18 protein-coding genes (1 of these 18 cut by a window edge) are annotated in these 25000 nt (G+C 69.8%); 11 read left to right on the plus strand and 7 right to left on the minus strand.

All coding sequences use genetic code 11. The annotated features are described in order from the left end of the window. Nucleotides 1–279 precede the first annotated feature (279 nt). The 3 genes from U5N23_RS08375 to ispF all read left to right on the plus strand — a co-directional run bounded on the left by U5N23_RS08375 (nt 280) and on the right by ispF (nt 3877). Entirely contained in the window at nt 280–2208 is a 1929-nt protein-coding gene (locus U5N23_RS08375) for a DUF4253 domain-containing protein (protein WP_322592358.1), read from the plus strand. A 214-nt stretch (nt 2209–2422) separates the two neighbouring features. Continuing rightward, complete coding sequence (locus U5N23_RS08380) at nt 2423–3337, plus strand: 2-C-methyl-D-erythritol 4-phosphate cytidylyltransferase (RefSeq protein WP_322592359.1); 915 nt, start codon at nt 2423–2425, stop codon at nt 3335–3337. 57 nt (nt 3338–3394) lie between these two features. Beyond that, nucleotides 3395–3877, plus strand: coding sequence for a 2-C-methyl-D-erythritol 2,4-cyclodiphosphate synthase (gene ispF, locus U5N23_RS08385; protein ID WP_322592360.1), 483 nt, complete (start codon nt 3395–3397; stop codon nt 3875–3877). Here the strand turns inward: ispF and U5N23_RS08390 are convergent. After that, the gene (locus tag U5N23_RS08390) at nt 3862–4530 is read right to left on the minus strand and encodes a pyridoxamine 5'-phosphate oxidase family protein (protein WP_322592361.1); all 669 of its coding nucleotides are present in this window, start codon (nt 4528–4530) and stop codon (nt 3862–3864) included. The genes ispF and U5N23_RS08390 overlap by 16 nt on opposite strands. A gap of 106 nt (nt 4531–4636) precedes the next feature. Between U5N23_RS08390 and U5N23_RS08395 the strand changes: the two genes are divergently transcribed. Beyond that, nucleotides 4637–6097, plus strand: coding sequence for a PLP-dependent aminotransferase family protein (locus tag U5N23_RS08395; RefSeq protein ID WP_322592362.1), 1461 nt, complete (start codon nt 4637–4639; stop codon nt 6095–6097). Nucleotides 6098–6119: 22 nt separating this feature from the next. Here the strand turns inward: U5N23_RS08395 and U5N23_RS08400 are convergent, their stop codons facing one another. The 4 genes from U5N23_RS08400 to U5N23_RS08415 form a co-directional block, all read right to left on the minus strand. Next, a complete protein-coding gene (locus tag U5N23_RS08400; protein WP_416208589.1) occupies nt 6120–7310 on the minus strand; it encodes an MFS transporter in 1191 nt (396 codons plus the stop codon). Between the two features lie 401 nt (nt 7311–7711). Continuing rightward, complete coding sequence (fusA, locus tag U5N23_RS08405; RefSeq protein ID WP_322592364.1) at nt 7712–9772, minus strand: elongation factor G; 2061 nt, start codon at nt 9770–9772, stop codon at nt 7712–7714. Nucleotides 9773–10220: 448 nt separating this feature from the next. After that, entirely contained in the window at nt 10221–10862 is a 642-nt protein-coding gene (locus U5N23_RS08410) for a VOC family protein (RefSeq protein ID WP_322592365.1), read from the minus strand. A 77-nt stretch (nt 10863–10939) separates the two neighbouring features. Further along, complete coding sequence (locus U5N23_RS08415; RefSeq protein WP_322592366.1) at nt 10940–14218, minus strand: diguanylate cyclase domain-containing protein; 3279 nt, start codon at nt 14216–14218, stop codon at nt 10940–10942. Between the two features lie 233 nt (nt 14219–14451). Here U5N23_RS08415 and U5N23_RS08420 point away from each other — a divergent pair, with 233 nt between their 5' ends. The 3 genes from U5N23_RS08420 (at nt 14452) to U5N23_RS08430 (ending at nt 18215) form a co-directional block, all read left to right on the plus strand. Continuing rightward, nucleotides 14452–15654, plus strand: a complete 1203-nt coding sequence (locus tag U5N23_RS08420) for a calcium:proton antiporter (RefSeq protein ID WP_322592367.1) — start codon at nt 14452–14454, stop codon at nt 15652–15654. 73 nt (nt 15655–15727) lie between these two features. Next, the gene (locus U5N23_RS08425) at nt 15728–16501 is read left to right on the plus strand and encodes a nitroreductase (RefSeq protein WP_322592368.1); all 774 of its coding nucleotides are present in this window, start codon (nt 15728–15730) and stop codon (nt 16499–16501) included. Nucleotides 16502–16526: 25 nt separating this feature from the next. Continuing rightward, on the plus strand, nt 16527–18215 hold the full coding sequence (locus U5N23_RS08430) for an acyl-CoA synthetase (RefSeq protein WP_322592369.1): 1689 nt from the start codon (nt 16527–16529) through the stop codon (nt 18213–18215). A 4-nt stretch (nt 18216–18219) separates the two neighbouring features. Here U5N23_RS08430 and U5N23_RS08435 read toward each other — a convergent pair whose 3' ends face one another. Both U5N23_RS08435 and U5N23_RS08440 read right to left on the minus strand, forming a co-directional pair. Continuing rightward, on the minus strand, nt 18220–18906 hold the full coding sequence (locus U5N23_RS08435) for a Crp/Fnr family transcriptional regulator (RefSeq protein ID WP_322592370.1): 687 nt from the start codon (nt 18904–18906) through the stop codon (nt 18220–18222). 152 nt (nt 18907–19058) lie between these two features. Then, nucleotides 19059–20456, minus strand: a complete 1398-nt coding sequence (locus U5N23_RS08440; RefSeq protein ID WP_322592371.1) for a chloride channel protein — start codon at nt 20454–20456, stop codon at nt 19059–19061. 169 nt (nt 20457–20625) lie between these two features. On the opposite strand from U5N23_RS08440, the gene U5N23_RS08445 reads away from it, so the two are divergent. The 4 genes from U5N23_RS08445 to gudD form a co-directional block, all read left to right on the plus strand. Further along, nucleotides 20626–21624, plus strand: coding sequence for a molybdopterin-dependent oxidoreductase (locus tag U5N23_RS08445; protein WP_322592372.1), 999 nt, complete (start codon nt 20626–20628; stop codon nt 21622–21624). Nucleotides 21625–21930: 306 nt separating this feature from the next. Continuing rightward, a complete protein-coding gene (gene kdgD / locus U5N23_RS08450; RefSeq protein WP_322592373.1) occupies nt 21931–22842 on the plus strand; it encodes a 5-dehydro-4-deoxyglucarate dehydratase in 912 nt (303 codons plus the stop codon). Nucleotides 22843–22930: 88 nt separating this feature from the next. Next, entirely contained in the window at nt 22931–23905 is a 975-nt protein-coding gene (locus U5N23_RS08455) for a tripartite tricarboxylate transporter substrate binding protein (RefSeq protein WP_322592374.1), read from the plus strand. 49 nt (nt 23906–23954) lie between these two features. Next, nucleotides 23955–25000, plus strand: partial view of a glucarate dehydratase gene (gudD, locus tag U5N23_RS08460; RefSeq protein WP_322592375.1) — the 5' portion only. The gene runs 304 nt beyond the window's last position; the window shows 1046 of its 1350 coding nt (coding positions 1–1046); its start codon is at nt 23955–23957; the stop codon falls past the right edge of the window.

Below are 25000 nucleotides of genomic sequence, written 5' to 3' on the forward strand. Positions count from 1 at the left end.
TTCCGGGGAGAGTTTGGGCAGTTCCATGCGGACGGTAGAGGGCGTCTGGGCCACCGCATCCCCAGGGGCGCAAGACGCGCACGGGCTGGATGGGGGGCAACAGAGCATTTTAGGTGGTGCAGGGCATCTTTGCTCCAGGGCATGTCAGCATGGTTTTCGGCCCTTGCGTACAGCTTGTGACAAGTGCCTTGCCGTTGGTCACCCGTGGCCTTTCGCTCGTCGGCCGATGTCCATGGCAGCGAAGCTGCGTCTTACACTCCCGCGCCAGGAGGAACCCCCTTGAGCCCACTGACCACGCAGCACCTGCATGAGCAGCGCCTTGACAGCGCCCTGGACGAACTGCTCGCCAACGCCCGGCTGGCCGCCGTGGCCGGCCACGCGAGCGAGGCCTTGGCCGCCCTGGGCCTGCTGCTGCAGCGCGAGGGCGCATGGCGCCTGCCCGCGCACGGCTCGCTGGTCACGCAGGTGCAGCGGCTGCTGCCCCTGGTGGCGCTGCTGGCCGGGCAGGGCTGCCCTGCGGTGGGGGACCAGGAGGCGATGGACACCGCGCAACTGCCCGACTGGGCCGGGCAGCAGGCGGGGCAATTGCTGCAATCCCTGGCCCTGCCGGGCCGCCTGCAGCTGGCGCCCGTCGGCGAAGGTTGGTCGGCCGACTTCCTGGCCGCCCTGGCGCACCGCCAGGGCGCGGGAGGCGACCCGCGGCCGCACCTGGCCTTTGGCGCGTTCTGCCTGGATGCGGAGTTGGTGCTCAAGGCGCGCATCGCCGCGCAGTGGGGCGCTTCGTTTGCCCTGGGCGACGACGTGCCCACAGCCGACGACCTGATCGCGCTGGGCCTGCCCGAAGACGAGGTGGCCGCCATGCTGGCACAGCTGCAGTCGGCCGGCCACATCGACGTGGCGCCTGCGGCCGAGGCCACGGACGCCCTGGCCATTGCGCGCGCCATGGCCGGCTACCTGCGTGCCACGGGCTTTGCCGGTGGCTACCTGGTGCACAACATCTGGCAGGCCAGTTGGCTGCTGCTGGCCGCCGAGGGCCGCGACGGCGATGCCACCGAGGTCGCCGCCGCCTGGCTGGCCCACGATGCGCCGGCCGCTGCCACAGGGCTGCTCGACCTGGCCGTGGTGCCTGCCGCCGCGAACCTGCTGCGCGCGGGGCACCTGGAGCCGGCGGTGGGTGTGGATGCACAGGCCGTGTCGGCATGGCGGGCAGCCCTGGCCACGCGGGCGGCATCTGCGCCTGCGCCTGAGCAGCCAGCGGCGGTGCCGCCAGCCACTCCCACGGAGTCGCGCGAAGCCTGGCTCGCCCGGCTGCAGGGCACGCCCCTGGCCGCGCTGGACTGGCTGGCGCTGCCGGTGCCTGGCCATGCGGGCGCGGCCAGTGGCGAGATCGCCTGGGCGGCCCAGGTGCCGGTGCCAGAACGCGAGGCCCTGTGGCAGGTGGCGCGGGCGCTGGTGGAGCAGGGCAGTGGCCGCTGGCCCCTGGTGACTACGCTGTGGTCGGGCAGTACCGAGGCACCAGAACCGGAGGCGCTGGCCGATGACCTGTTCATGCGCTTCCCCTACGAGCAGGGCGCGGCGCGCGATGATGTGTCGCCCCGGTCCCTTATCGCCACTGCGCGCGGCATCGGCGCCGACGATGTGCTGGCCGAGCTGGCCGAAAGCTCCTATCCCCTGGACGAGAAGGACCAACTGGACGTCTGGCGCGGCGAACTCGCTGCGGCCGGCGTGCCCGGGGAGGCCTGCGCTGGCTTCGACGCCGCCTGGGCCGAATGCGCCGGGGACCGGCTGCGCTTTGAGCACTGGCTGGCCGCCCTCGAAAAGGCACAGGGTGCTGCTGACCCCGAGCGCGGCCGCCAGGAGCGCTTCGATCCCGACAACGCCTGGCTGGTGCTGCTGCCCACGCCCCACAGCGAAGAAACCCTGGCCTACCTGCACTGGTATGGCATGGAGCGCGGCCGCGCCGACGGCTTCATCGCGCTGCTGCGCCGCTGGCGTGAGCAGCATGGCGCCGAGTTGTGGGCGCACTACGGCACCATGCTCGAATTCACGGTGCGCCAGCCGCCGCAGGACTTCGACAGCGCCCTGGCGCTGGCCCGCGAGCACGATCTGGCCGCGCCCTGCACCCTGATGCTGCCCGGCATCGCGTTGCGCCACCATGCGCTGGGGCTGGTGGACTGCGGTACCTGGTTCCTGCACGAAAGGCCGTAGATAAAGCACCCCCTGAGTCGCTGCGCGCCTTCACCCCTCTCTCGTCTCGCTGCGCGATTCGGGAGGGGGACGCCCCCAGCGCGGCGGGGCGGCCCTTGCGCGGGGGCACTGGCTTGAACCACGCCAGTTTTGACGAATGCGGGTGACGGTAGAGGTTGGATTTCGTCGACGTTGTAGACCGGGGGTGGGTGCGGCCTCCTAAAATGGCCCTCTCATGACCATCGACCCGCTGCTGCAACCCTCGCTCACAGCTTCGCACGCACCCACGTCTGTGCAGGGGCGTTTCTGGGCGCTGGTGCCGTGTGCGGGCACGGGTTCGCGCGCGGTGGCGGCGCCACCTGCGGCACCGGCGGGTTCCACCATTTCGGCGTTCGGCGCGCTGGCCGGGGCCGCGGGCGAGCCTCTGGCACCTGCGCCGCCACCGTTGCCCAAGCAGTACCACCTGGTGGCGGGCCACCCCATGGTCATGCACACCCTGGCCGCGTTCGCGGGTGTGGGGCGCCTGGCGGGCACGCTGGTGGCCGTGGCGCCGGGCGACCGGTATCTGGATGCGCACGAGCACCCCTCGTACTTCGTGGTCGACTGCGGCGGGCCCACGCGCGCGGCCACGGTGCAGGGCGGGATCAAGGCCCTGCAGGAGCGCGGCGCACAGCGCGATGACTGGGTGCTGGTGCACGATGCGGCGCGCTGCCTGGTCACGGCCGAGCAGATCGACCGGCTCATCGACGCCTGCGCGAACGATTCCGTGGGCGGCCTGCTGGCCCACCAGTTGGCCGACACGCTCAAGACCTCCATCGACGGGCCCGGCGGCGTGCGCGTGGCCTCCACCGTGGACCGCAGCAACAAATGGCTGGCGCAGACGCCGCAGATGTTCCGCATCGGCCCGCTGCTGGACGCGCTGGCCAAGGTGGGCACCAACGTGACCGACGAGGCCAGCGCCATGGAGGCCATGGGCCTGCACCCGCGCCTGGTGCCCGGCGGCGCGCAGAACTTCAAGGTGACCTACCCCGACGACTTCGCGCTGGCCGAGGCCGTGCTGGCCCAGCGCGGCTACGGCACCACGCTGGCGCGCTTTGGCGGCGAGCGCGGGCAGGGCGCCACCGAGACCGGGCGCAAGACAATTTTTTGAGCAAGGCCCGCGCGCCATGCAACCCTGAGCCCTTGCGGGCGTAAGACGAAGGAACGGATGAACTTCAGAATAGGCGAAGGCTGGGACGTACACGCACTGGTGCCGGGGCGCCCGCTCGTGATCGGCGGCGTGACCATCCCCCACACCATGGGCCTGCTCGGCCATTCCGATGCCGACGTGCTGCTGCACGCCATCACCGACGCCATCCTGGGCGCGGCAGGCCTGGGCGACATCGGCCGGCATTTCCCGGACACCGATGCCCAGTTCCGCGGAGCCGACTCGGCCGTGCTGCTGGCCGAGGCCGCGCGCCGCGTGCGTGCCGCCGGCTACACCATCGGCAATGTGGACAGCACCGTGGTGGCCCAGGCCCCGCGCCTGGCCGCGCACATTCCGGGCATGTGCGAGTGCATTGCCAAAGCCCTTGGGGTGGAGCCCGACCAGGTCAACGTGAAGGCCAAGACGGCCGAGCGCCTGGGGCCCGTGGGGCAGGGGCTGGCCATGGAGGCGCGGGCGGCGGCGCTGATCTACAGAACCGCCTGAGTTTCCGCAGCCCAGGCTGCCACATAGCCTGGCGTAGCAGCCGTGTTCAGCGGGTCTGCCACGGGCGTGCCGCGCCCCTGCACCAGCGGCAGCACGCCGGCCCACACCGGGTGCTGCATGTCCTCGGCATCGTCCACGGGCGGCCCGCTGCGCACCTTGCACGCGGCTTCATCCAGGGCGATGCGCATCACCGTGGTGGCCGCAAACTCCTTGTCGTTGCCGGCGCGCACCTCGGCCTGGCGGCCCACGGCCAGGTGGTCCATCAGGGCCGCCAGCGAGGCGTGCTTGTCGGCCACGGGCTCGAAGCGGCCATACACCATGGCCGAGCGGTAGTTCATCGAATGGTTGAAGGCCGAGCGCGCCAGCACCAGGCCATCGAGGTGGGTGATGGTTACGCAGGCCTGTAGGCCCTTGCCAAGCCACTTTATCAGGCGCCCGCCGTTGGATCCATGGATGTACAGGTGTTCGCCCTCGCGCCAGCAGGCCGTGGGGATGCAGTGCGTGCCCTTGTCGTCGGCAAAGGCCACGTGGCACAGGTAGGCGGCGTCGATGATGGCGTGCAGCGTGGCGCGGTCGTAGGCGGCGTTTTCGGCCACGCGGCGCACGCGGGTGCGCTCGGTCGGGGGCAGGGCGGTGGCTGGGGTGTCGTTCACGGGTCGTGTTTCCGAGGGTGAGTTGCTGAAGGGGCGAAATCTAAGGCGTTCGTGGTGCCAGAATAAGACCCACGCAACCACTATTTTTTAGGGCCACAGAAACGCCATGGAGTTCCAGCTGCTGTTCACCGCCTTCCAGGCGCAACCGGCGCACGCCCGCTGGTCGCAGCAGCGCCAGCTGCACGAGTGCCTGCGCCAGGGTATCCGCAGCGGCACCCTGGCCAGCGGTGCGCGCCTGCCCGCCAGCCGCGCGCTGGCGGCGGAGCTGGGCGTGGCGCGCAACAGCGTGCTCTATGCCTACGAGCAACTGGCGAGCGAGGGCTTTCTGGTCGCCAGCCGGCGCGGCAGTGTGGTGGCGCCGCTGGCCGGGCGGCTGGCGGCCAAGGCGCCCCGGCACGACACGCCAGCACCGCGCGCCAGCCTGTCGCGCCGCGCGCAGAACATGCCGCTGCTGCCCGGCTCGGAGACTGCGGCCGCGTTTGCACCTGGCGTACCCGCGCTGGGCGATTTCCCGGTGCTGCGCTGGCGGCGCATGCTGGACCGGGCCTGGGCCTCGCTCACACCGGCGCAGCTCAACTATGCCGACCCGGCGGGCGAGCCCGCGCTGCGCGAGGCCATCGCCGGCCACCTGCGCGTGGCGCGCGGTGCCCTGGTGGAGGCAGGGCAGGTGTTCATCACCGACGGCACGCAAAGCAGCCTGGACCTGTGCGCCCGCGCGTTCGCCGATGCCGGCGACAAGGTGTGGGTTGAGAACCCCGGCTACCAGGGCGCGGTGGCGGCCTTCCGCGCGGCGCAGCTCAAGGCCGTGGGCATCGTGGTCGATGGCGATGGCATGGCCCCCACGGCCAGCGACTGGCTGCGCCAGCGCCCGCGGCTCATCTACACCACGCCCTCGCACCAGTACCCCGTGGGCAGCGTGCTGAGCCTGGCCCGGCGCCTGGCGCTGATCGACGGCGCGCGCCAGGCCGGCGCCCTGGTGATCGAGGACGACTACGACAGCGAGTTCCGCCACGACGGCCCGCCCCTGGCCTGCATGCAGGGCCTGGCGTTTGACGCGCCCGTGGTCTACCTGGGCACCTTCAGCAAGACGCTGTTTCCGGCGCTGCGCATCGGCTTCATGGTGGTGCCCACCGCCCTGGCGCCCGCACTGGCCCTGCTGCTGGACCGCGCCGCGCCGCGCGGGCGCACGGCCGAGCAGCGGGCGCTGGCCGAGTTCATCGTGGGCGGCCAGTTCGCCCTGCACCTGCGGCGCATGCGCCGCCTGTACCGCCAGCGCCGCGATGCGCTGGTGGCCGCGCTCGGCGAGCAACTGGGCGACATGGCCAGCGTGCACGGCGGCTCGGCCGGCATGCACCTGGCCCTGCGCCTGCACGACGGCGCGGCCGACGACGTGGCGCTGAGCGCGCGCCTCATGGCCCAGCACGGCATCATGGCCCCAGCCCTGAGCCTGCACGCCGTGGGCCTGCGTGCCCAGCCCTGGCGCGGCTTTCTGCTGGGCTATGCGCAGGTGCCGGTGGAGGCGATGGAGCCGCTGGTCATAAAACTGGCGGGCGTGGTGCGGGGCTGAGCCGCCGCCATCCTGGCGAGGTTCAGGGGCGCTGGATCAGAGGAGACATCGGCAGGAGCCGGAACGCCAGCGAAGCCAGCGCCAACCAGGCAGCGATGGCCAGGAACACCATCTGGTAAGGCTCGATGCCCCGCGCCCCGGCCCAGCCGGCCACCACGCCGGTCACCGATTGCATCAGGGCCACGCCCAGGAACATGGACATGGTGTACAGAGACAGTGCGCGCCCGGTCATCTCGGGCGGATAGGATGCGCGTGCGTCGCTGTACTGCAGCACGCCATAGCCGGACAGCAGCCCCATGAGAAAGATAAGCGCCACGGTGGCAACACCGTGGTGCAGAAAGGCAGCCACCGCGAAAAGGCTGGCCATCAGCAGCGAGGCGTTGCCAATCCAGGCGCGGCGCCGGAGTATGCCCGGGTCCATGCGCCCGAACGCTGCCGGGGTGAAGACCGCGATCAACGAAAGCACCAGCGCCACATTGCCGCTGTCCAGCAGCGAGAAGCCAAAACGCTCGGTCAGCAAAGGCCCCAGCCACAGGCCGCGCAGCGTCAGGAACGCTGCATAGCACGACATGCCCAGCACCACGATGCCCCAGGTGTGGGGCACGGTGAGCAGATCGGCAAAGCGCGCCAGCGACTGCCCCCAGCTTTCCTGCGGGGTGGGCGGTGCGTCAGGCACCGCGGGCTCGCGCACCAGCGCAAAAATCAGCAGCCACGACAGTGCGCTCAGCACGGCCAGCAGACCGAAACCCGTGCGCCATCCCCAATGCTGCACCACCCAGGCCAGCGGGGTGCCGGTGAATATCAGGCCCAGGCTGCCGACACCCATGCTCACGCCCGAGTAAAAGGCAAAACGCTCGACCGAGAAATACCGTGCAATGAACAGGGTGCAGGCCACGAACGCCGGTGAGTAGCCGACCCCGATCATCACCTGCCCGGCCATCAGCCAGCCATAACTGGGCGCCAGCGCCGACAAGGCAGCGCCAGCGATACCCAACGGCGCGGCCGCGAGCACCGTGCGGCGCAGGCCGTAGCGGTCCAGTGCAATCCCCATGAGCAGTTGCGCCACGCCGAACGACAGGCCGAACAGCCCGGCAAACGCACCCAGCGACGAGGCCCCCAGGCCAAAGTCCGCTTGTAGCCCCTGGGCCACGATGGAGGCGGTGGTGCGGTACGCCTGGCTGAGTGCAAAGCCTGACAGCAGGACCAGCAGCATCAGCCAGAGGGGTTGTGTACGTGATGGTGGGTGGGTCGGGGGAGAGGAAGGCTGCGGTGGCATGCAGGGATTGTGCAGTGCGCGGGCTTGGGGCGCAGGGAACTGGTTGGTGATCCCCTGGGCGGCTTCGCTGATTCATTCTGCGCTTCCGGCTCTGGCAAGTGGTACCACCATGAACCTCCTTGAATCCCATTCAGATCGGGTCATTCGGCAAATGAAAGTCGAAGGCCGCTTCGCGCGTGTGAAAGCAAAGCGATAGGATTGCCTGAGCGGCCAGCCTGTCCAGCAAGATCGCGTCTGCCTCATCTTCGGATCGCTGCGAGAGAGACAGCAAAGAACAGCTGGGTCGCTCAGCAACAAGCTGCTGTGGGCACACAGGACATCGCGGTCGAATGGGGTTGCTAGTCGTCTTCGCGCACCCGGTACTGCCCCGTCAGCGTCTGCTGGACGGCCGGCGGCACGGCCTCGTAGTGCGACAACGCGATGGTGTAGCGGCCCTGGCCGCTGGTCATCGCATTGAGCCGCGACTGGTAGTTGGCCATCTCAGCCTCGGGCACCTGCCCGCCGATGGCCACCGTGCCGGCCCCCAGGCCCGATGTGCCGGTGACCATGCCGCGCCGCAACGACAGATCACTCGTGACGTCGCCAACGGAAAGCTCGGGCACGGCGATCTCGATCTGGACGATAGGCTCGAGCACGGCCGGTCGGGCCTCGCGAATCGCCGCCATGAAGGCCTTGCGGCCGGCGGTCGCAAAGGCGATGTCCTTGCTGTCCACGCTGTGGTGCTTTCCGTCGTACACCACGACGCGCACGTCGACCACGGGGTAGCCGGCGATCGCGCCGCACGCCAGCACCTCGCGCACGCCTTTCTCGACGGCGGGGATGAACTGGCCCGGGATCGTGCCGCCCCTGACTTCATCGGCGAACTCGAAGCCCGCGCCGCGCGCGAGCGGCTCGATGCGCAGGAAGACTTCGGCGAACTGGCCGGCGCCGCCGCTCTGCTTCTTGTGGCGGTGGTGGCCTTCGGCCGGCGCGGTAACGGTCTCGCGGTAGGCGATGCGCGGTGGCCGCGTCTGGACCTCGAAGCGGTACACCTCGCGCAGTCGTTCGAGTACGATGCGCAGGTGCAGCTCGCCCAGCCCGTAGAGCACCGTCTCGTTGGTCGCGGCCACGTGCTCGATGCGCAGGCATGGGTCTTCGGCTGCGAGCTTGCCCAAGATCTCCCAGGCGCGCTGCTCGTCGCCATGGCGCTTGGGCTCCACGGCCAGGCCGTACACCGGCACCGGGAAAGGCAGCGGTGCAAGATGCACATGGCTGTCTTGCGCCGCATCGTGCAACACGGCATCGAAATGGATCTCCTCGACCTTGGCCACCGCCACGATGTCGCCCGGCGCCGCGTGCGACACCTCGACATGGTCCTTGCCCTGGAGCATGAACAGGTGCCCCACCTTGAAGGGCTTGCGGCCGTCGCCGATGTAGAGCTGGCTGTCGCGCGTGACCGTGCCCTGGTGCACGCGGAAGATGCCCATCTTGCCGAAAAAGGGGTCGATCGTGACCTTGAACACATGCGCCAGCACATGCAGCGTCGGGTCAGGCTTGGCCTCCATGGGCATGGCCTCTGCGCCCTCGCCAACGATGAAGCTCGGCGGGTTGGCTTCGGTCGGATCGGGCAGGAGCTTGACGATCACATCCAGCAACTCAGCCACGCCGGCGCCGCTGCGCGACGAGACGAAACACACCGGGATCAGGTGGCCTTCGCGCAGCGCCTGCTCGAGCGGCGCGTGCAACTCGGACGGGTCCACGTCGCCTTCCTCGAGGTAGCGGTCGACAAAGGCCGCATCGACCTCGACCACCTGCTCTACCAGCGCGCGGTGCGACGCCTCGACGGGGCCGAAGTCGGAGCGCCCGAAGCGGTTGAAGAAGCAGTCGATCACCTGTCGGTTGACCCCGTCGGGCAGGTTCAGCGGCAGGCACTCGCGGCCGAAGGTCGCCTGGATGTCGGCCAAGAGGCCCGCCAGCGAGACGCCCTGCGCGTCGATCTTGTTGACGATGATCATGCGGGCGAGGTGGCGCGAGGCCGCGTACGCCATCATGCGCACCGTCATCGGCTCGATGCCGGTGGCGGCATTGATGACCACCGCCACCGTCTCGACCGCCTCCAGCGCCGGCAGGCTCTGGCCGAGGAAGTCGGGGCCGCCGGGCGTGTCGATGAGGTGGATGCGCGTGCCGCCATGCGTGAGGTGCATCACCGATGCGTTGAGCGAGTGCTGCATGCGGCGCTCGAGCGGGTCGTGGTCGCTGGCGGTGCTGCCGCGCTCGATGCTGCCGCAAGCGCCGATGGCGCCCGCCTTGTACAGCAAGGCCTCGGCCAGCGAGGTCTTGCCGGCGGCCGCGGCGCCCACGAGCGCCAACGTTCGCACGGCTTTCATTTCGGCCGCGAGGCCGTTAGATCGGCTTGGCATGGTTGGACTCCTTTGCACGTCCGGAAGGCCGGCCCGGCGGCCCGCATGGGCTCGGGCGTTGCGTGTGGACGTCGGGGCAGCGTACGGGATTGACCGCGTTGATGCAAGCTGATTGCGCCGCCGATTCCCAATACCTGACCGGCATGCATGCCGCGTTGACCTCTCCCTTGTTGCCAGCGTGCAGAGACATGGGCTCACGTTCAACCACCGGCGATAGGACAAGTCGGAAGATCGATCACCGATGAGGCGTCCTGGCTTGTAGTCCGATACTATCTGCTCGACCACATCGTCTATGACGTAGGACGGGGCAAGCTGCTTGCGCCTGTCAGCAAATGGCGCGCAGGCTTGCAGGGCTGCCCAGAGGCCAGGCGCAACTCTCTTTGGGCCATGTTCAGGACCTCCAACTATTGAAACTGCAGGACGATTGCGGATCGGGATCGGCCACCGGTCAGCACAGCGTCTTCATTCCGCCAGGCGTCTGTATGTCTGCCCGGTAGCGCAAGGCATCTCCCTTTTGCACCTGCGGCGCGTGCTGTATGCCGAGCGATTCGAACAGCGCTTCGACTCTGCCGGGGTCCGGGTGCTCGATGGTGAAGCGGACAAGCCGCGCTCCCAGGTCCGGCATCGACGCGATCGGCGGTGGTCGCTGACCCCTGTCGATCACAGAAGGCGCCAGGCCGGCGAGCGGCAACGCGCCACCAGGGGGGATCGCAAAGAAGTAGGGCGGTGCGGACCCGGCGGAGAGCTGTGCCTTGCGGCCCAGCAGGTGCCCGTGCTGCGCCAGCACCGCATCCATCTGCTGCGTGCGCGCCACCCAGCCGCGCAGGCGCAGGCCGGCATCCCAGGCCGTCTGCAGGGCATGCCGGTCGTCCAGCCCGAACCAGCGGGCATGCGCCGGGGGCGGTGAAGTGGGATCGATGGCGATGACCTCCAGGTACACATCGTCGCCCAGCCTGAGCAGATGGTTGTGCGTGCCCATGTCGGGGTGCTTGCGGCCAGAGGGCATGTCGATGCCCAGGCATTCGCGCACATGGGCCACGCCTTCTTCGAGCGAGGGCGCGATGAGCGTCAGGTGGTCGAGGGTGAGCATGGGGCGGGAGGTCGGCACCCTTTCATTGTGCAGGGGCTTGCGCGCACTCGCCAGGTCTGGGCCGGTATGCGCAACCCTCACCCCACCTCCCGCAGATCCACCAGATGCACCGCGCAGGCATTGCGCCCGCCGTGCTTGGCTGCGTAGAGGGCGTGGTCGGCGGCCAGCAGCAGGTCGGTGGGGCGCACGGGCTGGTCGCCGGGAGCGAGGTAGGCCACGCCCACGCTGGTGGTCATCTGCCGGGGCATGTGCGGCTGCAGCGGCAGGGGTTCGCGGATGGCGCGCAGCACCTTGTCGGCCACGGTCTGGGCCTCGTCGCACGACGACAGGTGGGGCAGCACCACGGCGAATTCGTCGCCGGCGATGCGCGCCGGGAAGTCCGTGCTGCGCACGGCCTCTTGCAGCCGCTCGGCCATGGTGATCAGGGCCGCGTCCCCGGCGGCGTGGCCCCAGGTGTCGTTGATGGCCTTGAAGTGGTCGATGTCCAGGAACATCAGCGCCATGCCGGTGCCCGAGACCTGGCTGGCCTGCAGGGCGGCGGCCAGGTGGATGTCGAACTGGCGCCGGTTGGCCAGGCCGGTGAGCGTGTCGGTCATGGCCAGCTCCTTCATGCGGCGCTCGGACTGGCGGATGGCAGTCACGTCGGTGGTCAGCGTGTAGATGCCCAGCACCTCGCCCACGGCCAGCATGTCGGGGATGTAGTCGGTTTGGAGGATGCGGCGGATGCCCAGGGCCTCGGATTCGACCTCGAACTGCACGCGCTGGCCCGACAGGGCCCGGCGCAGGGGCTCTGCGCGCTGGGCGTAGAGGGCCGGGCCGATCACCTCGGGCAAGGGCTTGCCCAGGGCATGCTCGATGGGAAGGCCGGTCCACTCCTCGAAGGTGTGGTTCAAGAACTGCAGCCGGTGGGCGCGGTCGATGTAGGTGATCATCACCGGCAGGTTGTCGGCAATGGCGCGCAGCCGCCGCTCGGTGCGCTCGTGGCGCAGCTGCAGCTCCTTCACGGCGGTGACGTCGAACGACATCAGGTAAAAACCCACCACCGCCGGCTGGGCATCGCCCTCGCCATGCCCAGCGCTGGTATCGAACTCGGGGATCAGGTGGCTCTGCAGGTGCCTGGGCGTGCCCTCGTGGTCCACGCAGCCCTCCAACTGCGTGCGCCTGCCGGCCAGCGCTTCCAGCAGGTAGGGCAGGTGCAGCGCATACTGCACGTCGCCCAGCAGTTCCTGAGCATACAGGCCGACCTGCGGGTGGGCGATCAGCCCGCGCGATTGCAGCGCATGGTCGTTGGCGAACAGGCAGCGCTGGCGGGCGTCGAAATGGCAGACCACGGCTGGCAGGTTGCACAGCACGTCGCGCAGCCGCTGCTCGCTGCGGGCCAGGCGCAGCTCGGCCTCGCGGCGCGCGCGGATGTCGCGCAGGAAGGCGTTGGCAATCGGGCCGCTGGCACCGGGCTGCACCGCCATCATCATCTCCACCGGCACTTCGCTGCCATCGCGGTGGCGGGCCACTAGCTCGGTGGCGCGCCCTGCGGCCTGGCTGCGGCCCAGGTCCACCAGCTGGGCATGGTCCGTCAGCGGCGCATGCGGGGGGATGCGCGGCACCACCAGCGCCAGCATGTTCCGGCCGATGGCCTCGCCTGCGCTCCAGCCGAACATGCGCGCGGCCTCGGGGTTCCAGTCGGTCACGCGGCCGTCGGCACCGACGGCGATGAAGGCGTCGCCCGCGGTGTTCAGGATGTCGGCGGTGCGCTGCTGCTCCTGCACCAAGGTGGCCAGCAACGGCCGCACGCGGCGGCGCAGCGCCCAGGTGCCCGCGGCCACCAGCGCCAGCACCGAGAGCACGATCAGGTGCAGCTGCCCGCGCAGGGGCGCGTACAGCGTGGTGACGTCGGTCTTGAGCACCAGGCCCAGGCCGTAGCTGCCGATGGGGCCGTAGCCGGCCACCACCGGCACGCCGCGCAGGTCGCGGGCATAGTTCACGCCACTCTGGCCCAGCAGCGCCAGGCTGATGGGCAGGTTGGGCTTGCCCGCAGCCGTCCACAGCGGCACGGTGAAGGGCGTGGGGTACAACCGGCTCGGGGCGCAGGCGGCGACGTCGGTGCGGCGGCGGCAGATCACGGCGTCGGCCGATTCGGTGGAGCGGCGCATCTGGTCCATCAGGTGATCGAACAGCCTGAGCTTCTGCTCCATCACCACCTGGCCCACCAGCGCACCGCCCTGGCGCACCGGCACCAGCGTGCGCAGCACGTAGCCGGCATTCCAGCGCAGCTCGGCCTGCTGCGGCCCGTCCAGGTCCAGTGGCTCGATGGAGCGCGCGCCATCGCCCAGAAACAGGCCGGCCGTGCGCAGCAGATGCCCCCGCGCATCGAGAAAGCGCACCCCGTCCACCCCGCCCACGAGAAAGCCGGCCGCCAGTTGCTCCAGCTGCTCGCTGGCCGGGGCGTCGCGGGGCGCGGCGTTCAGGCGCTCCATGGCCAGGGCCAGCGCGGGGCCGTCGCCGATGGCTGCCGACAGCGCCAGGCTGCTGCGCAGCGCATCGTCCAGCGCCAGCGCGTGGGTGCGGGTGGACTGCTCCATGGCCTGCAGTACCGATTTCTCGAAGGTCTCGCGCATGGCGACAAAGCCGGCGATGCCCCCGCCCACGGCGACCAGCGTGAGCGCGGTGATGGCGCGGTAGGTGATGCGCCGCTCCAGCCACTGCGGGTCGCGTGTCCGGTCGACGGGCACGGTGTCGCGCAGTTGCCAGATGCCCGCGCCCAGCACCAGCAGCGCCACGGCCGTGGTCAGCCGCACCTGGTTGTGCGAGGCCACGCGGTACAGCAGCTCCAGCCCCATCAGGTGGCCGGCCAGGCCCAGCGTGGCCACGGCGGCCAGCAGGGCCAGCGCCAGCAGGCCGGCGCGCCGCTGCCGGGCGCGGCGCAGGGGGGCCGCGCACCACAGCGCGGCCGCACCCGCGATGAAGGCCACGCCCCCATTGGGCGAGAGGCTGTGGGCCCCCGGGGCCCGCAGGTTGCTGCCGGTGATGAAGCCGGGCAGGTCGGCCGCCGCATCGTGCCCCGCCAGCGCGCGCCACAGGGCCAGCACGCTGTACAGGCCGGCCGCCAGCGCCAGCAGCGACGCGCCAGCCTGGGCCGGGCGGTGGGTGTCGGGAAAAGCGCGCAGGCACAGGGCGGCGCCCAGGAGCAGCAGGATCAGCGCGGCATGGATGCCGGGCTCCATCGCTTCGGCGAGGCCCTTGCCCAGGGCCAGGTGCGGGAAGGCCGAGCGCAGCACCAGAACGAAGGCAAAAGCGGTTCCCAGCGCCCCCAGTGCCAGGGAGGTGGTTGCATGCCGGTCGCGCACCATGTGGGCCATTGCATTGCCCTCGCGTCTTGGTTGCCCTCGTGTTCTTGTGACAACATGTTACGCCCGGGTTTGCGATTGCGCCAGGAGGGACAAACCCCAAATGCGCGTCTGGCGGCCCGCGTTCTGTGCTGGACGGTGGTAGCATGGCGGGGCTTGCGCGCCGTGCGCCAGCCAGGCCGTGGACGACTTCGGCCGTGGACTTTCACCAGGGGACGGCCCTTGTTTTCCTGCCCAGGGACGACATGCCCAAGCCGAACCTCCCCACCACCCCTCGCAGCGCCGCAGCGCAACCCTTTCACCCTGGCCAGCCGCGCCTGGTGGCGCCTACCACCTGGGCCCTGCTGGCCGGCGCCTGGCTGGTGGCCGGGCTCTTCATCGCCTTTGGCGGCGCCTGGCTGGCGGCGCCGCTGGGCCCGGGCGTCGCGGCCGGTGCCTTCGTGCTGCTGTTCGCCACCATCCTCGCGGCATCCTTCGGGGTGGTGCATGAGGCCGACCATCTCGCGCAGCAGCTGGGGGAGCCCTATGGCACGCTGGTGCTCACGCTGTCCATCGTTTCCATCGAGGTGATCCTGATCGCGTCGGTGCTGCTGGGCCCGGGCGATTCGTCGGCCATCGGCCGCGACTCCATCTTCGCGGTGATGATGATCATCATGAACCTGGTGATCGGCATCTGCCTGGTGGCCGGGTCGGCCCGCCATGGCGACCAGGAGTACAACGCCCAGGGCGCCACGGCCTACCTCGGCATGATCGCGCTGCTCACCGGCACGGCGCTGGTGCTGCCCAACCACCTGGGCGGGGCGGGCGCGTTTTCCACGCCGCAGGCGCTGGGCATGGCGGCCCTCACGGCGGGGCTGTACGCAGCCTTTCTGTGGCTGCAGATGCGCAGCCACCGGCGTTACTTCATCCAGCCTGCAGCGGGCAGCATGGCGGTGCCGGCAACGGCGCCGTTGCCGGCACCGCAGGCGAGCGAGGCGCTGCCAGGCACTGGTCGGCGCGCGGTGCTCGTGCGTTCGCTGGTGCTGCTGGCGCTGGTCCTGCCCATCGTGCTGCTGGCGCACTACCTGGCCATCGTGACGGACTACGGCATCGCCGCCGCCGGGGCGCCTGCCGCCGTGGGCGGGGTGCTCATCGCCATCATCGTCTTCACGCCCGAATCCATCACCGCCGTGCGCGCCGCCAGGGCCAACGAGATGCAGCGCGCCATCAATCTGTGCCTGGGCGCCTTTGTCTCCACCGTGGGCCTCACGGTGCCGGCCGTGCTGCTCATCGGCGTGGCCACGGGCCAGCGCATGGCCATGGGCCTGTCGGGCACGGAGGTGGTGCTGCTGGTGCTGACGGTGGCGCTCTCCATGCTCAGCTTCAACGGGCAGCGCAGCTCGCCGATCCAGGGGCTGATGCACCTCACGCTGTTTGCCGTGTTCGGGCTGGTGCTTTTTCTTCCCTGAGCCGGGGGCCGGGATTTCCCGGAATGTCATCGCATCGACAGTCACGGCCGGCGGCCCTGCCTAGCATGCCGGCATGACCTGTTCATCCCAGCCCACGGCCACTCTCGACCCTTCCATCGCGCACCCTGATCGGTCGCCCCACGCGGCCCCCATCGCGGCCCAGCCGCTGCGCGCGGCGGTGGACTGGGCCATCGTCTCGCGGCGCAGCATCCGCGCCTTTTTGCCCACGCCGGTGGGGCCGGGCGAGGTGCATGCCATCCTCGACGTGGCGCGCCATGCGGCCTCGGGCATGAACACCCAGCCCTGGCGCGTGCATGTGCTCACGGGCGCCGCGAAGGAGCGGCTGAGCGCCGCCATCGCCGCCGTGGACAACGATGGGGATGCTGCGGCAGCCCTCACCGAGCCCTACCACTACTACCCGCTCGACTGGGTCTCGCCCTATGTGGACCGGCGCCGCAAGGTGGGCTGGGACCTGTATGGCCTGCTCGGCATTGCCAAGGGCGACAAGGCGCGCATGCACGCGCAGCACGGCCGCAACTACCGCTTCTTCGATGCACCCGTGGGGCTGATCTTCACGGTGAACCGGGTGATGCAGGCCGGCAGCCTGATGGACTACGGCATGTTCTTGCAGAGCGTGATGGTGGCGGCCCGCGCGCGCTCTCTTGACACCTGCCCGCAGGTGGCGTTCACCAAATTCCACCGGGTCATCGCCGCCGAGCTCGGCATTCCCGATACCGAGATGGTGGTCTGCGGCATGAGCCTGGGCCATGCCGATCCGGCGCGCATCGAGAACACGCTGGTGACGCAGCGCGAGAGCGTCGACTCGTTCACCACTTACCACGCATGACCGCAGCAAAAAAATGGAGACAAGCATGAGCCACACCCCCCGCCGCAGCCCCTACCAGCACGGCCTGGAGCGCACCCCCGCCAACCACCTGCCGCTCACGCCGCTGGGTTTTCTGGACCGCAGCGCACAGGTGCACCCCGAAGGCATTGCCGTGGTGCATGCCGGCAGCACGCAGACCTGGGCCCAGACCCGCGAGCGTGCCTACCGGTTGGCCAGTGCCCTGGCGCAGCGCGGCGTGCAGCGCGGCGACACCGTGGCCATCCTCGCGCCCAACACGCCGGCCATGCTGGAGGCGCACCTGGGCATCCCCCTGTGCGGCGCAGTCATCAACGCCATCAACTGCCGGCTCGATGCCGAGGGCATCGCCTTCATCCTGCAGCATGGCGAGGCGCGCATCCTGCTGGTGGACAGCGAATTCGCGGCGCTGGCCGCCAAGGCCGTTGCGGGCCTGGACCAGCCGCCGCTGGTGGTCGCCATCCACGATGCGGGCCTGCCCGCGCAGCCGGCATTCGGTGCAACGGACTACGAAGCCCTGCTGGCCGAAGGCGACCCGGCCTTCGAAGGCCTGTGGCCCGAGGACGAATGGGACCCCATTGCGCTGAACTACACCTCGGGCACCACGGGCGACCCCAAGGGCGTGGTGCCCAGCCACCGGGGCGCCTACCTCATGAGCATGCTGCAGCTGACCGACTGGGCCATGCCGCGCAAGCCCGTGTACCTGTGGACGCTGCCCATGTTCCACGCCAACGGCTGGTGCTTCACCTGGGCCGTCACGGCGGCGGCGGGCACGCATGTGTGCCTGCGCAAGGTCACGGCCAAGGCCATCTTTGAGGCCATTGCCGAGCATGGCGTGGACCATTTCTGCGCCGCGCCCACGGTGCTGGCCATGCTGGCCAATGCGCCGGCGCACGAGCGCATCGCGCTGCCGCGCCCGGTGCGCGTGCTCACGGCGGGTTCGCCGCCGCCCGCCGCCATATTGCAGGCCATTGCCGCCATGGGCTTCGACGTGGACCATGTGTACGGCATCACCGAGGTCTCGGGCACACCCGTGAGCTGCGTGCGCCAGCCGGGCTGGGCAACCTTGCCCGAGGCCGGCCGTGCCCAGCTGCAAGCCCGCCAGGGCGTGCGCGCCGCCGCGCTGGAGCACCTGCGCGTGCTCCACCCCGACACCCTGCAGCCCGTGCCGGCCGATGGCGTGACCGCCGGCGAGATCATGCTGCGCGGGAACACGGTGATGAAGGGCTACCTCAAGAATCCCGGCGCCACGGCCAAGGCCTTTGCCGGCGGCTGGTTCCACACCGGCGACATCGCGGTGCTGCACCCCGATGGCTATGTGCAGATCACCGACCGGTCGAAAGACGTGATCATCTCGGGCGGCGAGAACATCTCCTCGGTGGAGGTGGAAGACGTGCTGCACCGCCACCCCGCCGTGCTGCTGGCCGCCGTGGTGGCCCAGCCCGACGAGCGCTGGGGCGAGGTGCCCTGCGCCTTCGTGGAGCTCAAGCCCGATGCGGTGGGCAGCGTGAGCGCCGAGGATCTGATTGACTTCTGCCGCGCGCACCTGGCGCGCTTCAAGTGCCCGCGCCAGATCGTCTTCGAAGCGCTGCCCAAGACGGCCACCGGCAAGATCCAGAAGTTCCGCCTGCGCGAGATTGCGGGCAGCCGCGAGGCCATCACCAAACTGGCGCAGGTTCAGACCGAGCCCGCAGGCTGAGCGTTCAGCCTTCCCGCGCGATGGCCTGCAGCACCTTGAGGTCGATCACCTCGATGGAGCCATAGCCCAGGCGGATCGCACCCCGGTCCTGCAGCTCCTGCAGCGCCCGGTTGGCCACCTGGCGCGACACCCCCGACAGGCGCCCCAGTTCCTCTTGCGACAGCGTGATGCGCCGCGCGGTGTTCGGGAACAGCGCATCGTTGAACAGCCCCGACAGGCTGTAGGCCACCTGCGCCGTGGTGTCGCCCAACCGATCAGTCTGTACTTGTGCTACGTAATGGGCCAGGCGCGCGTTCAGCTGGCCGATCAGCCACAGCGCAAACGGATGGCTCTCGTGCAGCAGCCGCAAAAACTCGCTGCGCGGCAGCAGCGCCACCACGCTGTCGGTCAGCGCCGTCACGGCGTAGGGCCGGGGCTCGTCCTTGAGCACCGAGCCCTCGCCGAACCACGCGCCCGAGGGCACGCCCGCGAAGGTGCTGGTGCGGCCTTCGGCGGTGATGTTGTCCAGTTTGAGCATTCCCTCCATCACCCCCGCCCAGTGCGCCGTGGGCGTGCCGCGTGCAAACACCGCGCCGCCCGCAGGGTAGCTGCGCACCGTGATCGCCTTGCGCACACGCGCGGCCTCCTCGGCGGTGAGGCTGGACATCCAGGGCGACTGGGCAAGGAAGAGGTCGAGGGGGTCTGCGGTCATGGCGTCCATGGCATCGAAGGAGGGCGCCTGGATTGTGGCGGCGATCCTGCCCGGCTCCAATAGGGCAAAGCCTGTCTGCGACATCTGCCATGCGCGCATGCATGCGGTTGCGCAGCGTGGCGATTCTTCTCAGGGGCTGCTGCGGGCCGAGGTCACGGCGGCGGTGCGGGAGGTGAAACGGCCCTGGGCGCAGGTGCAGGCGGGGGCGCAGGCGAAGGGGTCGGGGAGGGCGCTGGCGGTGGCGCCATGGACTGCAGCATGGCCAGCGCCAGGGTTTCGTACAGCGGCCGCGCCAGCATGCGCGAGACCAGGCTGGCGAGCATGGCGGCGGCCATGAGGCTGAGCACCATGGCGTGGCCGTCGACCATCTCCATGACGATGATGAAGGCTGTGAGCGGCGCCTGCGTGACGGCGGCCAGAAAGGCCGCCATGCCCATGGCGATGAGCGCAGGCGCGATGTCGGCGCCCAGCAGCAGCGACACGTTGTGGCCGACCCCCGCACCAATGGACAGCGAGGGCGCGAAGATGCCGCCGGGCACGCCCAGCCAGGCCGACAGCCAGGTGGCGACGAACTTGAGCGTGACGTAGAACGCCGGCATGTCGGCCTCGCCGGCCAGCATGTGCTTGACCGCTTCGGAGCCCGCGCCGAAGGTCGCGCCGCCGGTGACTAGGCCGATCACCGCCACCACCAGCGCACCGATGGCCGCGAAGCGGATCGGAAAGCGCGCGCGCAGCCGGCACGCGCGCTCCGAGGTGCCGGTAAGCGAAGCGGCCAGCAGCTTGGCGAACAGGCCGCCCAGCACGCCGCAGGCCAGCGCCACGCACAGGCCGGGCAGCAGGGCGTCCCAGCCCAGGTGGGGCACCTGGATGCGGCCGAAGTAGCTCAGGTTGCCGAACACCGATACGCCCATCAGCCCCGCCAGCACGATGGCGGCGATGATGACGCCGCTGCTGCGCGACTCCATCTTGCGCGAGAGTTCCTCGATGGCGAACACCACGCCGGCCAGCGGCGCATTGAAGGCCGCCGCGATGCCCGCCGCGCCACCGGCCACCAGCAGGGCATGGGCGGTGATGCCCGAGCGGTGGTCGAACCAGCGGCGCGCATGGTGCATGACCCCGGCCGCCACCTGCACCGAGGGGCCTTCGCGCCCGATGGACAGCCCCGCGAGGAAGCCCGCGCTGGCCAGCACGATCTTGGCGAACGACAGCCACAGCGAGACGAAGCGCCCGCGCCTGCCGGTCTCCAGGCTGGAATCCAGCGCCGAGATCACCTGCGGTATGCCCGAGCCCGCCGCACCCGGTGCCCAGCGCCGCGTGGCCCACACCACGGCTGCGGTGACGGCCGGCATCCACAGCAGCACGGCCCAGCCACCCTGCCAGCGGTAGATGTGCAGGAACAGCTCGAACGCGGCATCGGCCAGCAGCGTGAAGGCCACCACGCACAGCCCGGCGGCGCAGGCGTAGGCGAGCACGATGGAGCGGTCCAGCCAGCGCCGGCCGTCCTTGAGCTCCTGGTGCAGGTTGTCGAAAAAATTGGGCTCGTGGTTCATGCAGGTCGGGCGGTGTGCGAAGCGGCAGGGCGGCCATGGCTGTGGCCGCATGCAAGAAGCCTACCAGCCGTTTGGGAATCGTTGCGTAAACAGGTGCTACCGGCGCGTTTAGCGGGGCAGGGGGTGCCAGAATGGGCCTGTCACCCAACGACCCCTGACGGGAGCCCCCATGCCCAGCCTGCCGCGCACCCAGCCGACGACCCTGAAGGCCGCGCTTTGCGTGGCTGCGTTCTGGCTGGTGCAGGGCTGCGCGACCTGGGGCGGCGACCCGGCCCGCGTGCAGCTCGTGTGCGCCTTGGACAACACGGCCACCGAGTCGGTGCTGGACCTGCGCCAGCAGGGCGTGGTGCAGCAGGCGGTGCAGTTCAAGGACAACAGCGGCCCGCAGGCGCGCAGCTACACCGGCGCGGCGCTGTGGCCGCTGCTGCAGGCCTGCGCGCTGCAGTCGGATGCGGCCACGGACCTGCATGGGCAGCGCGCTGCGGCCCTGGGCCGTTATGTGCTGGCCAGCGGGGCCGATGGCTACAGCGCCGTGTTCTCGGTGGGCGAGTTGCACCCGGCGTTCGGCAACAAAGGCAGCATCGTGGCCCATGCAGAGGCAGGCGCGGGGGATGCCGATGCCGCCGGGCCCGCCCCGTCGCTGCGCATCACCGCCCCGGGCGATGTGCAGGGCAGCCGCTACGTGGCCGGCCTCACGCGGCTCGAAGTGCGCGCGTCCGGCTCGGTCGGGGCGGGCAGCGGTGCCGCGCAGTCGCAGGCCGTGCAGGTGCTGGGCGCGGTGAAGAACACCCTGCGCCTGGATGAGGCGGCCCTGCGCGCGTTGCCGGCCGTTACGCAGGTGGTGGGCGGGCGCCGCTACACCGGCGTGGACCTGTGGGCGCTGCTGAGCGCCGTGGCCGGCATCGAGGCCGACAGCGCCAGCGGTGCCAACGTGCAGGGCATGTACCTGGTGGCCACCGGGGCCGATGGCTACCAGGCGCTGGTGTCGCTGGCCGAGATCAGCCCCGAGCTGGGCAACCAGCGCGTGCTGATCGCCTACCGCCTGGACGGGCAGCCGCTGGCACGTGGTTTGGCGCGGCTGGTGGTTACGGGCGATGGCAAGGCCGGCCGCTCGGTCTCGGCGCTCGAAGCCATCGAGGTGTTCGCGGCGGCGCCTGCAGCGCCGTAGCAGGGCAGGGGCTGCCCGGTAGGCCAGGCAGCCTGGGTCCGCCTGGAAGCCAACACCTTCGCAAAAAAACGCAGAGATGTCGCATGACAAAGGGTTTTCCCTATGGTTTGCGTGAATGTTAACGATAACATTCACCTATTGCCGCTGTTTGGCGCGGTCTGAGCGGGTTTTCAAGTCGCTTCAACCCGCCCCAAAGGCCCGGTTGCCAGCCCCTGAACGCTGCTTGATGCCGCTCAAAGCAGGGTGCTGCAGCCACTTGTACGACCTGTTGAACCGCCCTGACCCTCCACACGACCTGCCACCACCATGCACCCGCAAGAACTCAAATCCATCATGGGCTCCGGCCTGCTGTCCTTCCCCGTCACGGACTTCGACGCTGCGGGCAACTTCAACCCCAAGGGCTATGCCGCGCGCCTCGAATGGCTGGCCCCCTATGGCGCCAGCGCCTTGTTCGCCGCTGGCGGCACGGGGGAGTACTTCTCGCTGTCGGGCCCCGAGTACGGCGAGGTCGTCAAGACCGCCGTGGACACCTGCCGTGGCAAGGTGCCCATCATTGCCGGTGCCGGTGGCCCCACCCGCACCGCCATCGCCCATGCCCAGGAGGCCGAGCGCCTGGGTGCCCACGGCATCCTGCTCTTGCCCCACTACCTGACCGAAGCCGGCCAGGAGGGTTTGATCGAGCATGTGGCTGCGGTCTGCAACAGCGTGAAGTTCGGCGTCATCGTCTACAACCGCGACCGCACCAAGCTGACCGCGAACTCGCTGGCCATCCTGGCCGAGCGCTGCCCCAACCTGATCGGCTTCAAGGACGGCGTGGGCAACATCGAGACCATGTCCTCGATCTTCATGAAGATGGGTGACCGCTTCTCCTACCTGGGCGGCCTGCCCACGGCGGAGGTGTATGCGGCAGCGTACAAGGCGCTGGGCACGCCGGTGTACTCCTCTGCGGTGTTCAACTTCATCCCCAAGACGGCGATGGACTTCTACAAGGCCGTGGCGGCCGACGACATGGCCACGCAGCACCGGTTGCTCAAGGAGTTCTTCATGCCCTACCTGGACATCCGCAACCGGATGGAAGGCTATGGCGTGAGCATCATCAAGGCCGGCGCCACCCTCGTGGGCCATGGTGCGGGCCCGGTGCGTGCGCCACTGACGGACTTGAAGCCCGCCGAGATGGAGCAGCTGAAAGCGCTGATCGACAAGCTCGGTCCGCAGTAAGCGCAACCCACTGCCCCACGCAAACCCTTTGATTGAAGGCCCCGCAGAGGGCTGCCGAACGACACCAACCCTTCAGGAGACATCTCTCATGCGCATCAAGAAGCAACTGCTGCTGCTCGCCAGCGCCTGCACCCTGGCCTTTGCCGCAACGGCGCAGACCACCCCCTGGCCCGAGAAGCCCGTGACCATCGTCGTGCCGTTCCCGGCCGGTGGCTCCACCGACATGGTGGCGCGCGCCATGGCCCTGCAAATGGGCGATAAGCTCGGCCAGAGCTTCGTGGTGGACAACCGCCCCGGTGCCACGGGCACGCTGGGCGCCGGCTCGGTCAAGCGTGCTGCGCCCGATGGCTACACGCTGCTGGTGTCGTCCCTGGGCGCCTTCGTCGTGGCACCGCACCTGCTCAAGAGCGTGCCGTACGACGCGCTCAAGGATTTCGACTACATCAGCGTGCCCGTGCAGGCGCCCAACGTGCTGGTGGCCGCGCCCAACCAGAAGGCGCGCACCGTGAAGGAGGTGGTCGCCCAGCTCAAGGCCAACCCCGGCAAGGTGAGCTTCGCCAGTTCGGGCAACGGCTCGTCGGACCACCTCTCGGCCGAAGTGTTCTGGCAGCAAAGCGGCACCGAAGGCCTGCACATCCCCTACAAGGGCGGGGCCCCGGCCATCAACGACCTGCTGGGCGGGCAGGTGGAGTTCTCCTTCCAGAACGTGAACGCCGTGCTGCAGCACATCCGCGCCGGCAAGCTGCATGCGATTGCCGTCACGGGTGACAAGCGCAGCCCCGTGCTGCCCGACGTGCCCACCCTGGCCGAGGCCGGCGTGGCCGGCGCCGAGGTGTATTCGTGGCAGGGCATGGCCGCGCCCAAGGGCCTGCCCGCCGCCGTGAAGAAAAAGCTGTCGGACGCCGCCATCGCCGCCATGAACGACCCTGCGGTGAAGAAGCGCATGCTCGACCAGGGCCTGGAGATCGTGGCCAGCACGCCCGAAGCCTTCACCGACTACCAGGCGCGTGAGTTCGCGCGCTGGAAGACCGTCATAGAAACCCGCAAGATCACCGCAGATTGAGCAACCCAGGGGGCGCCACTGCGCGCCTCCTTACTGTCTTTTGACCACCATGACCTCCTCCATCCCAACTGCCACCAGCACCCCTGTCGTCACCGAGCTGCGCGTGGTGCCCGTGGCAGGCCACGACAGCATGCTCATGAACCTGAGCGGCGCGCACGGCCCTTTCTTCACGCGCAACCTGCTCATCCTGCGTGACAGCGCGGGCAACACCGGGGTGGGCGAGGTGCCCGGCGGCGAGAAGATCCGCCAGACCATCGAGGACGCGCGTCCGCTGATCGTGGGCCGGCCCATCGGCCACCACAACGCCGTGCTCAACGCCATGCGCGCCCAGTTCGCCGACCGCGATGCGGGCGGGCGCGGGCTGCAGACCTTCGATCTGCGCATCACCATCCACGCCGTGACGGCGGTGGAGTCGGCCTTCCTGGACCTGCTGGGCCAGCACCTGGACGTGCCCGTGGCCGCGCTGCTGGGCGACGGCGTGCAGCGCGATGCGGTGCAGATGCTGGGCTACCTGTTCTACGTGGGCGACCGCCAAAAGACCGACCTGGCCTACCGCACCGAGCCCGGCGCCGACAACGACTGGTTTCGCCTGCGCAACGAGAAGGCCATGACCGCCGATGGCATCGTGCGCCTGGCCGAGGCGGCGTACGAGCGCTACGGCTTTGCCGACTTCAAGCTCAAGGGCGGCGTGCTGCGCGGCGAGGAAGAGGTCGAGGCCATCCGCGCGCTGCACGAGCGCTTTCCCGAGGCCCGCGTGACGCTGGACCCCAACGGCGGCTGGCTGTTGAAAGACGCCATCCGCATCACGCGCGACCTGCACGGCGTGATGGCCTATGCCGAAGACCCCTGCGGCGCCGAAGGCGTGTTCTCGGGCCGCGAGGTGATGGCCGAGTTCCGCCGCGCCACGGGCCTGCCCACCGCCACCAACATGGTCGCCACCGACTGGCGCGAAATGGCCCACAGCCTGGCCCTGCAGTCGGTGGACATCCCCCTGGCCGACCCGCACTTCTGGACCATGGCCGGCTCGGTGCGCGTGGCGCAGATGTGCCAGGCCTTCGGCCTGACCTGGGGCTCGCATTCGAACAACCACTTCGA

This window comes from Acidovorax sp. (assembly GCF_034519795.1).
Classification (GTDB): Bacteria; Pseudomonadota; Gammaproteobacteria; order Burkholderiales; family Burkholderiaceae_C; genus Acidovorax.

Excerpts from the sequence above, each read along its gene's own strand:
- U5N23_RS08380 (WP_322592359.1), top strand. The coding sequence starts at position 2,423 with ATGACCATCGACCCGCTGCTGCAACCCTCGCTCACAGCTTCGCACGCA.
- ispF (WP_322592360.1), top strand. The coding sequence starts at position 3,395 with ATGAACTTCAGAATAGGCGAAGGCTGGGACGTACACGCACTGGTGCCG.
- U5N23_RS08395 (WP_322592362.1), top strand. The coding sequence starts at position 4,637 with ATGGAGTTCCAGCTGCTGTTCACCGCCTTCCAGGCGCAACCGGCGCAC.
- U5N23_RS08400 (WP_416208589.1), bottom strand. The coding sequence starts at position 7,310 with ATGCTGCTGGTCCTGCTGTCAGGCTTTGCACTCAGCCAGGCGTACCGC.
- fusA (WP_322592364.1), bottom strand. The coding sequence starts at position 9,772 with ATGCCAAGCCGATCTAACGGCCTCGCGGCCGAAATGAAAGCCGTGCGA.
- U5N23_RS08410 (WP_322592365.1), bottom strand. The coding sequence starts at position 10,862 with ATGCTCACCCTCGACCACCTGACGCTCATCGCGCCCTCGCTCGAAGAA.
- U5N23_RS08415 (WP_322592366.1), bottom strand. The coding sequence starts at position 14,218 with ATGGCCCACATGGTGCGCGACCGGCATGCAACCACCTCCCTGGCACTG.
- U5N23_RS08420 (WP_322592367.1), top strand. The coding sequence starts at position 14,452 with ATGCCCAAGCCGAACCTCCCCACCACCCCTCGCAGCGCCGCAGCGCAA.
- U5N23_RS08425 (WP_322592368.1), top strand. The coding sequence starts at position 15,728 with ATGACCTGTTCATCCCAGCCCACGGCCACTCTCGACCCTTCCATCGCG.
- U5N23_RS08430 (WP_322592369.1), top strand. The coding sequence starts at position 16,527 with ATGAGCCACACCCCCCGCCGCAGCCCCTACCAGCACGGCCTGGAGCGC.
- U5N23_RS08435 (WP_322592370.1), bottom strand. The coding sequence starts at position 18,906 with ATGACCGCAGACCCCCTCGACCTCTTCCTTGCCCAGTCGCCCTGGATG.
- U5N23_RS08440 (WP_322592371.1), bottom strand. The coding sequence starts at position 20,456 with ATGAACCACGAGCCCAATTTTTTCGACAACCTGCACCAGGAGCTCAAG.
- U5N23_RS08445 (WP_322592372.1), top strand. The coding sequence starts at position 20,626 with ATGCCCAGCCTGCCGCGCACCCAGCCGACGACCCTGAAGGCCGCGCTT.
- kdgD (WP_322592373.1), top strand. The coding sequence starts at position 21,931 with ATGCACCCGCAAGAACTCAAATCCATCATGGGCTCCGGCCTGCTGTCC.
- U5N23_RS08455 (WP_322592374.1), top strand. The coding sequence starts at position 22,931 with ATGCGCATCAAGAAGCAACTGCTGCTGCTCGCCAGCGCCTGCACCCTG.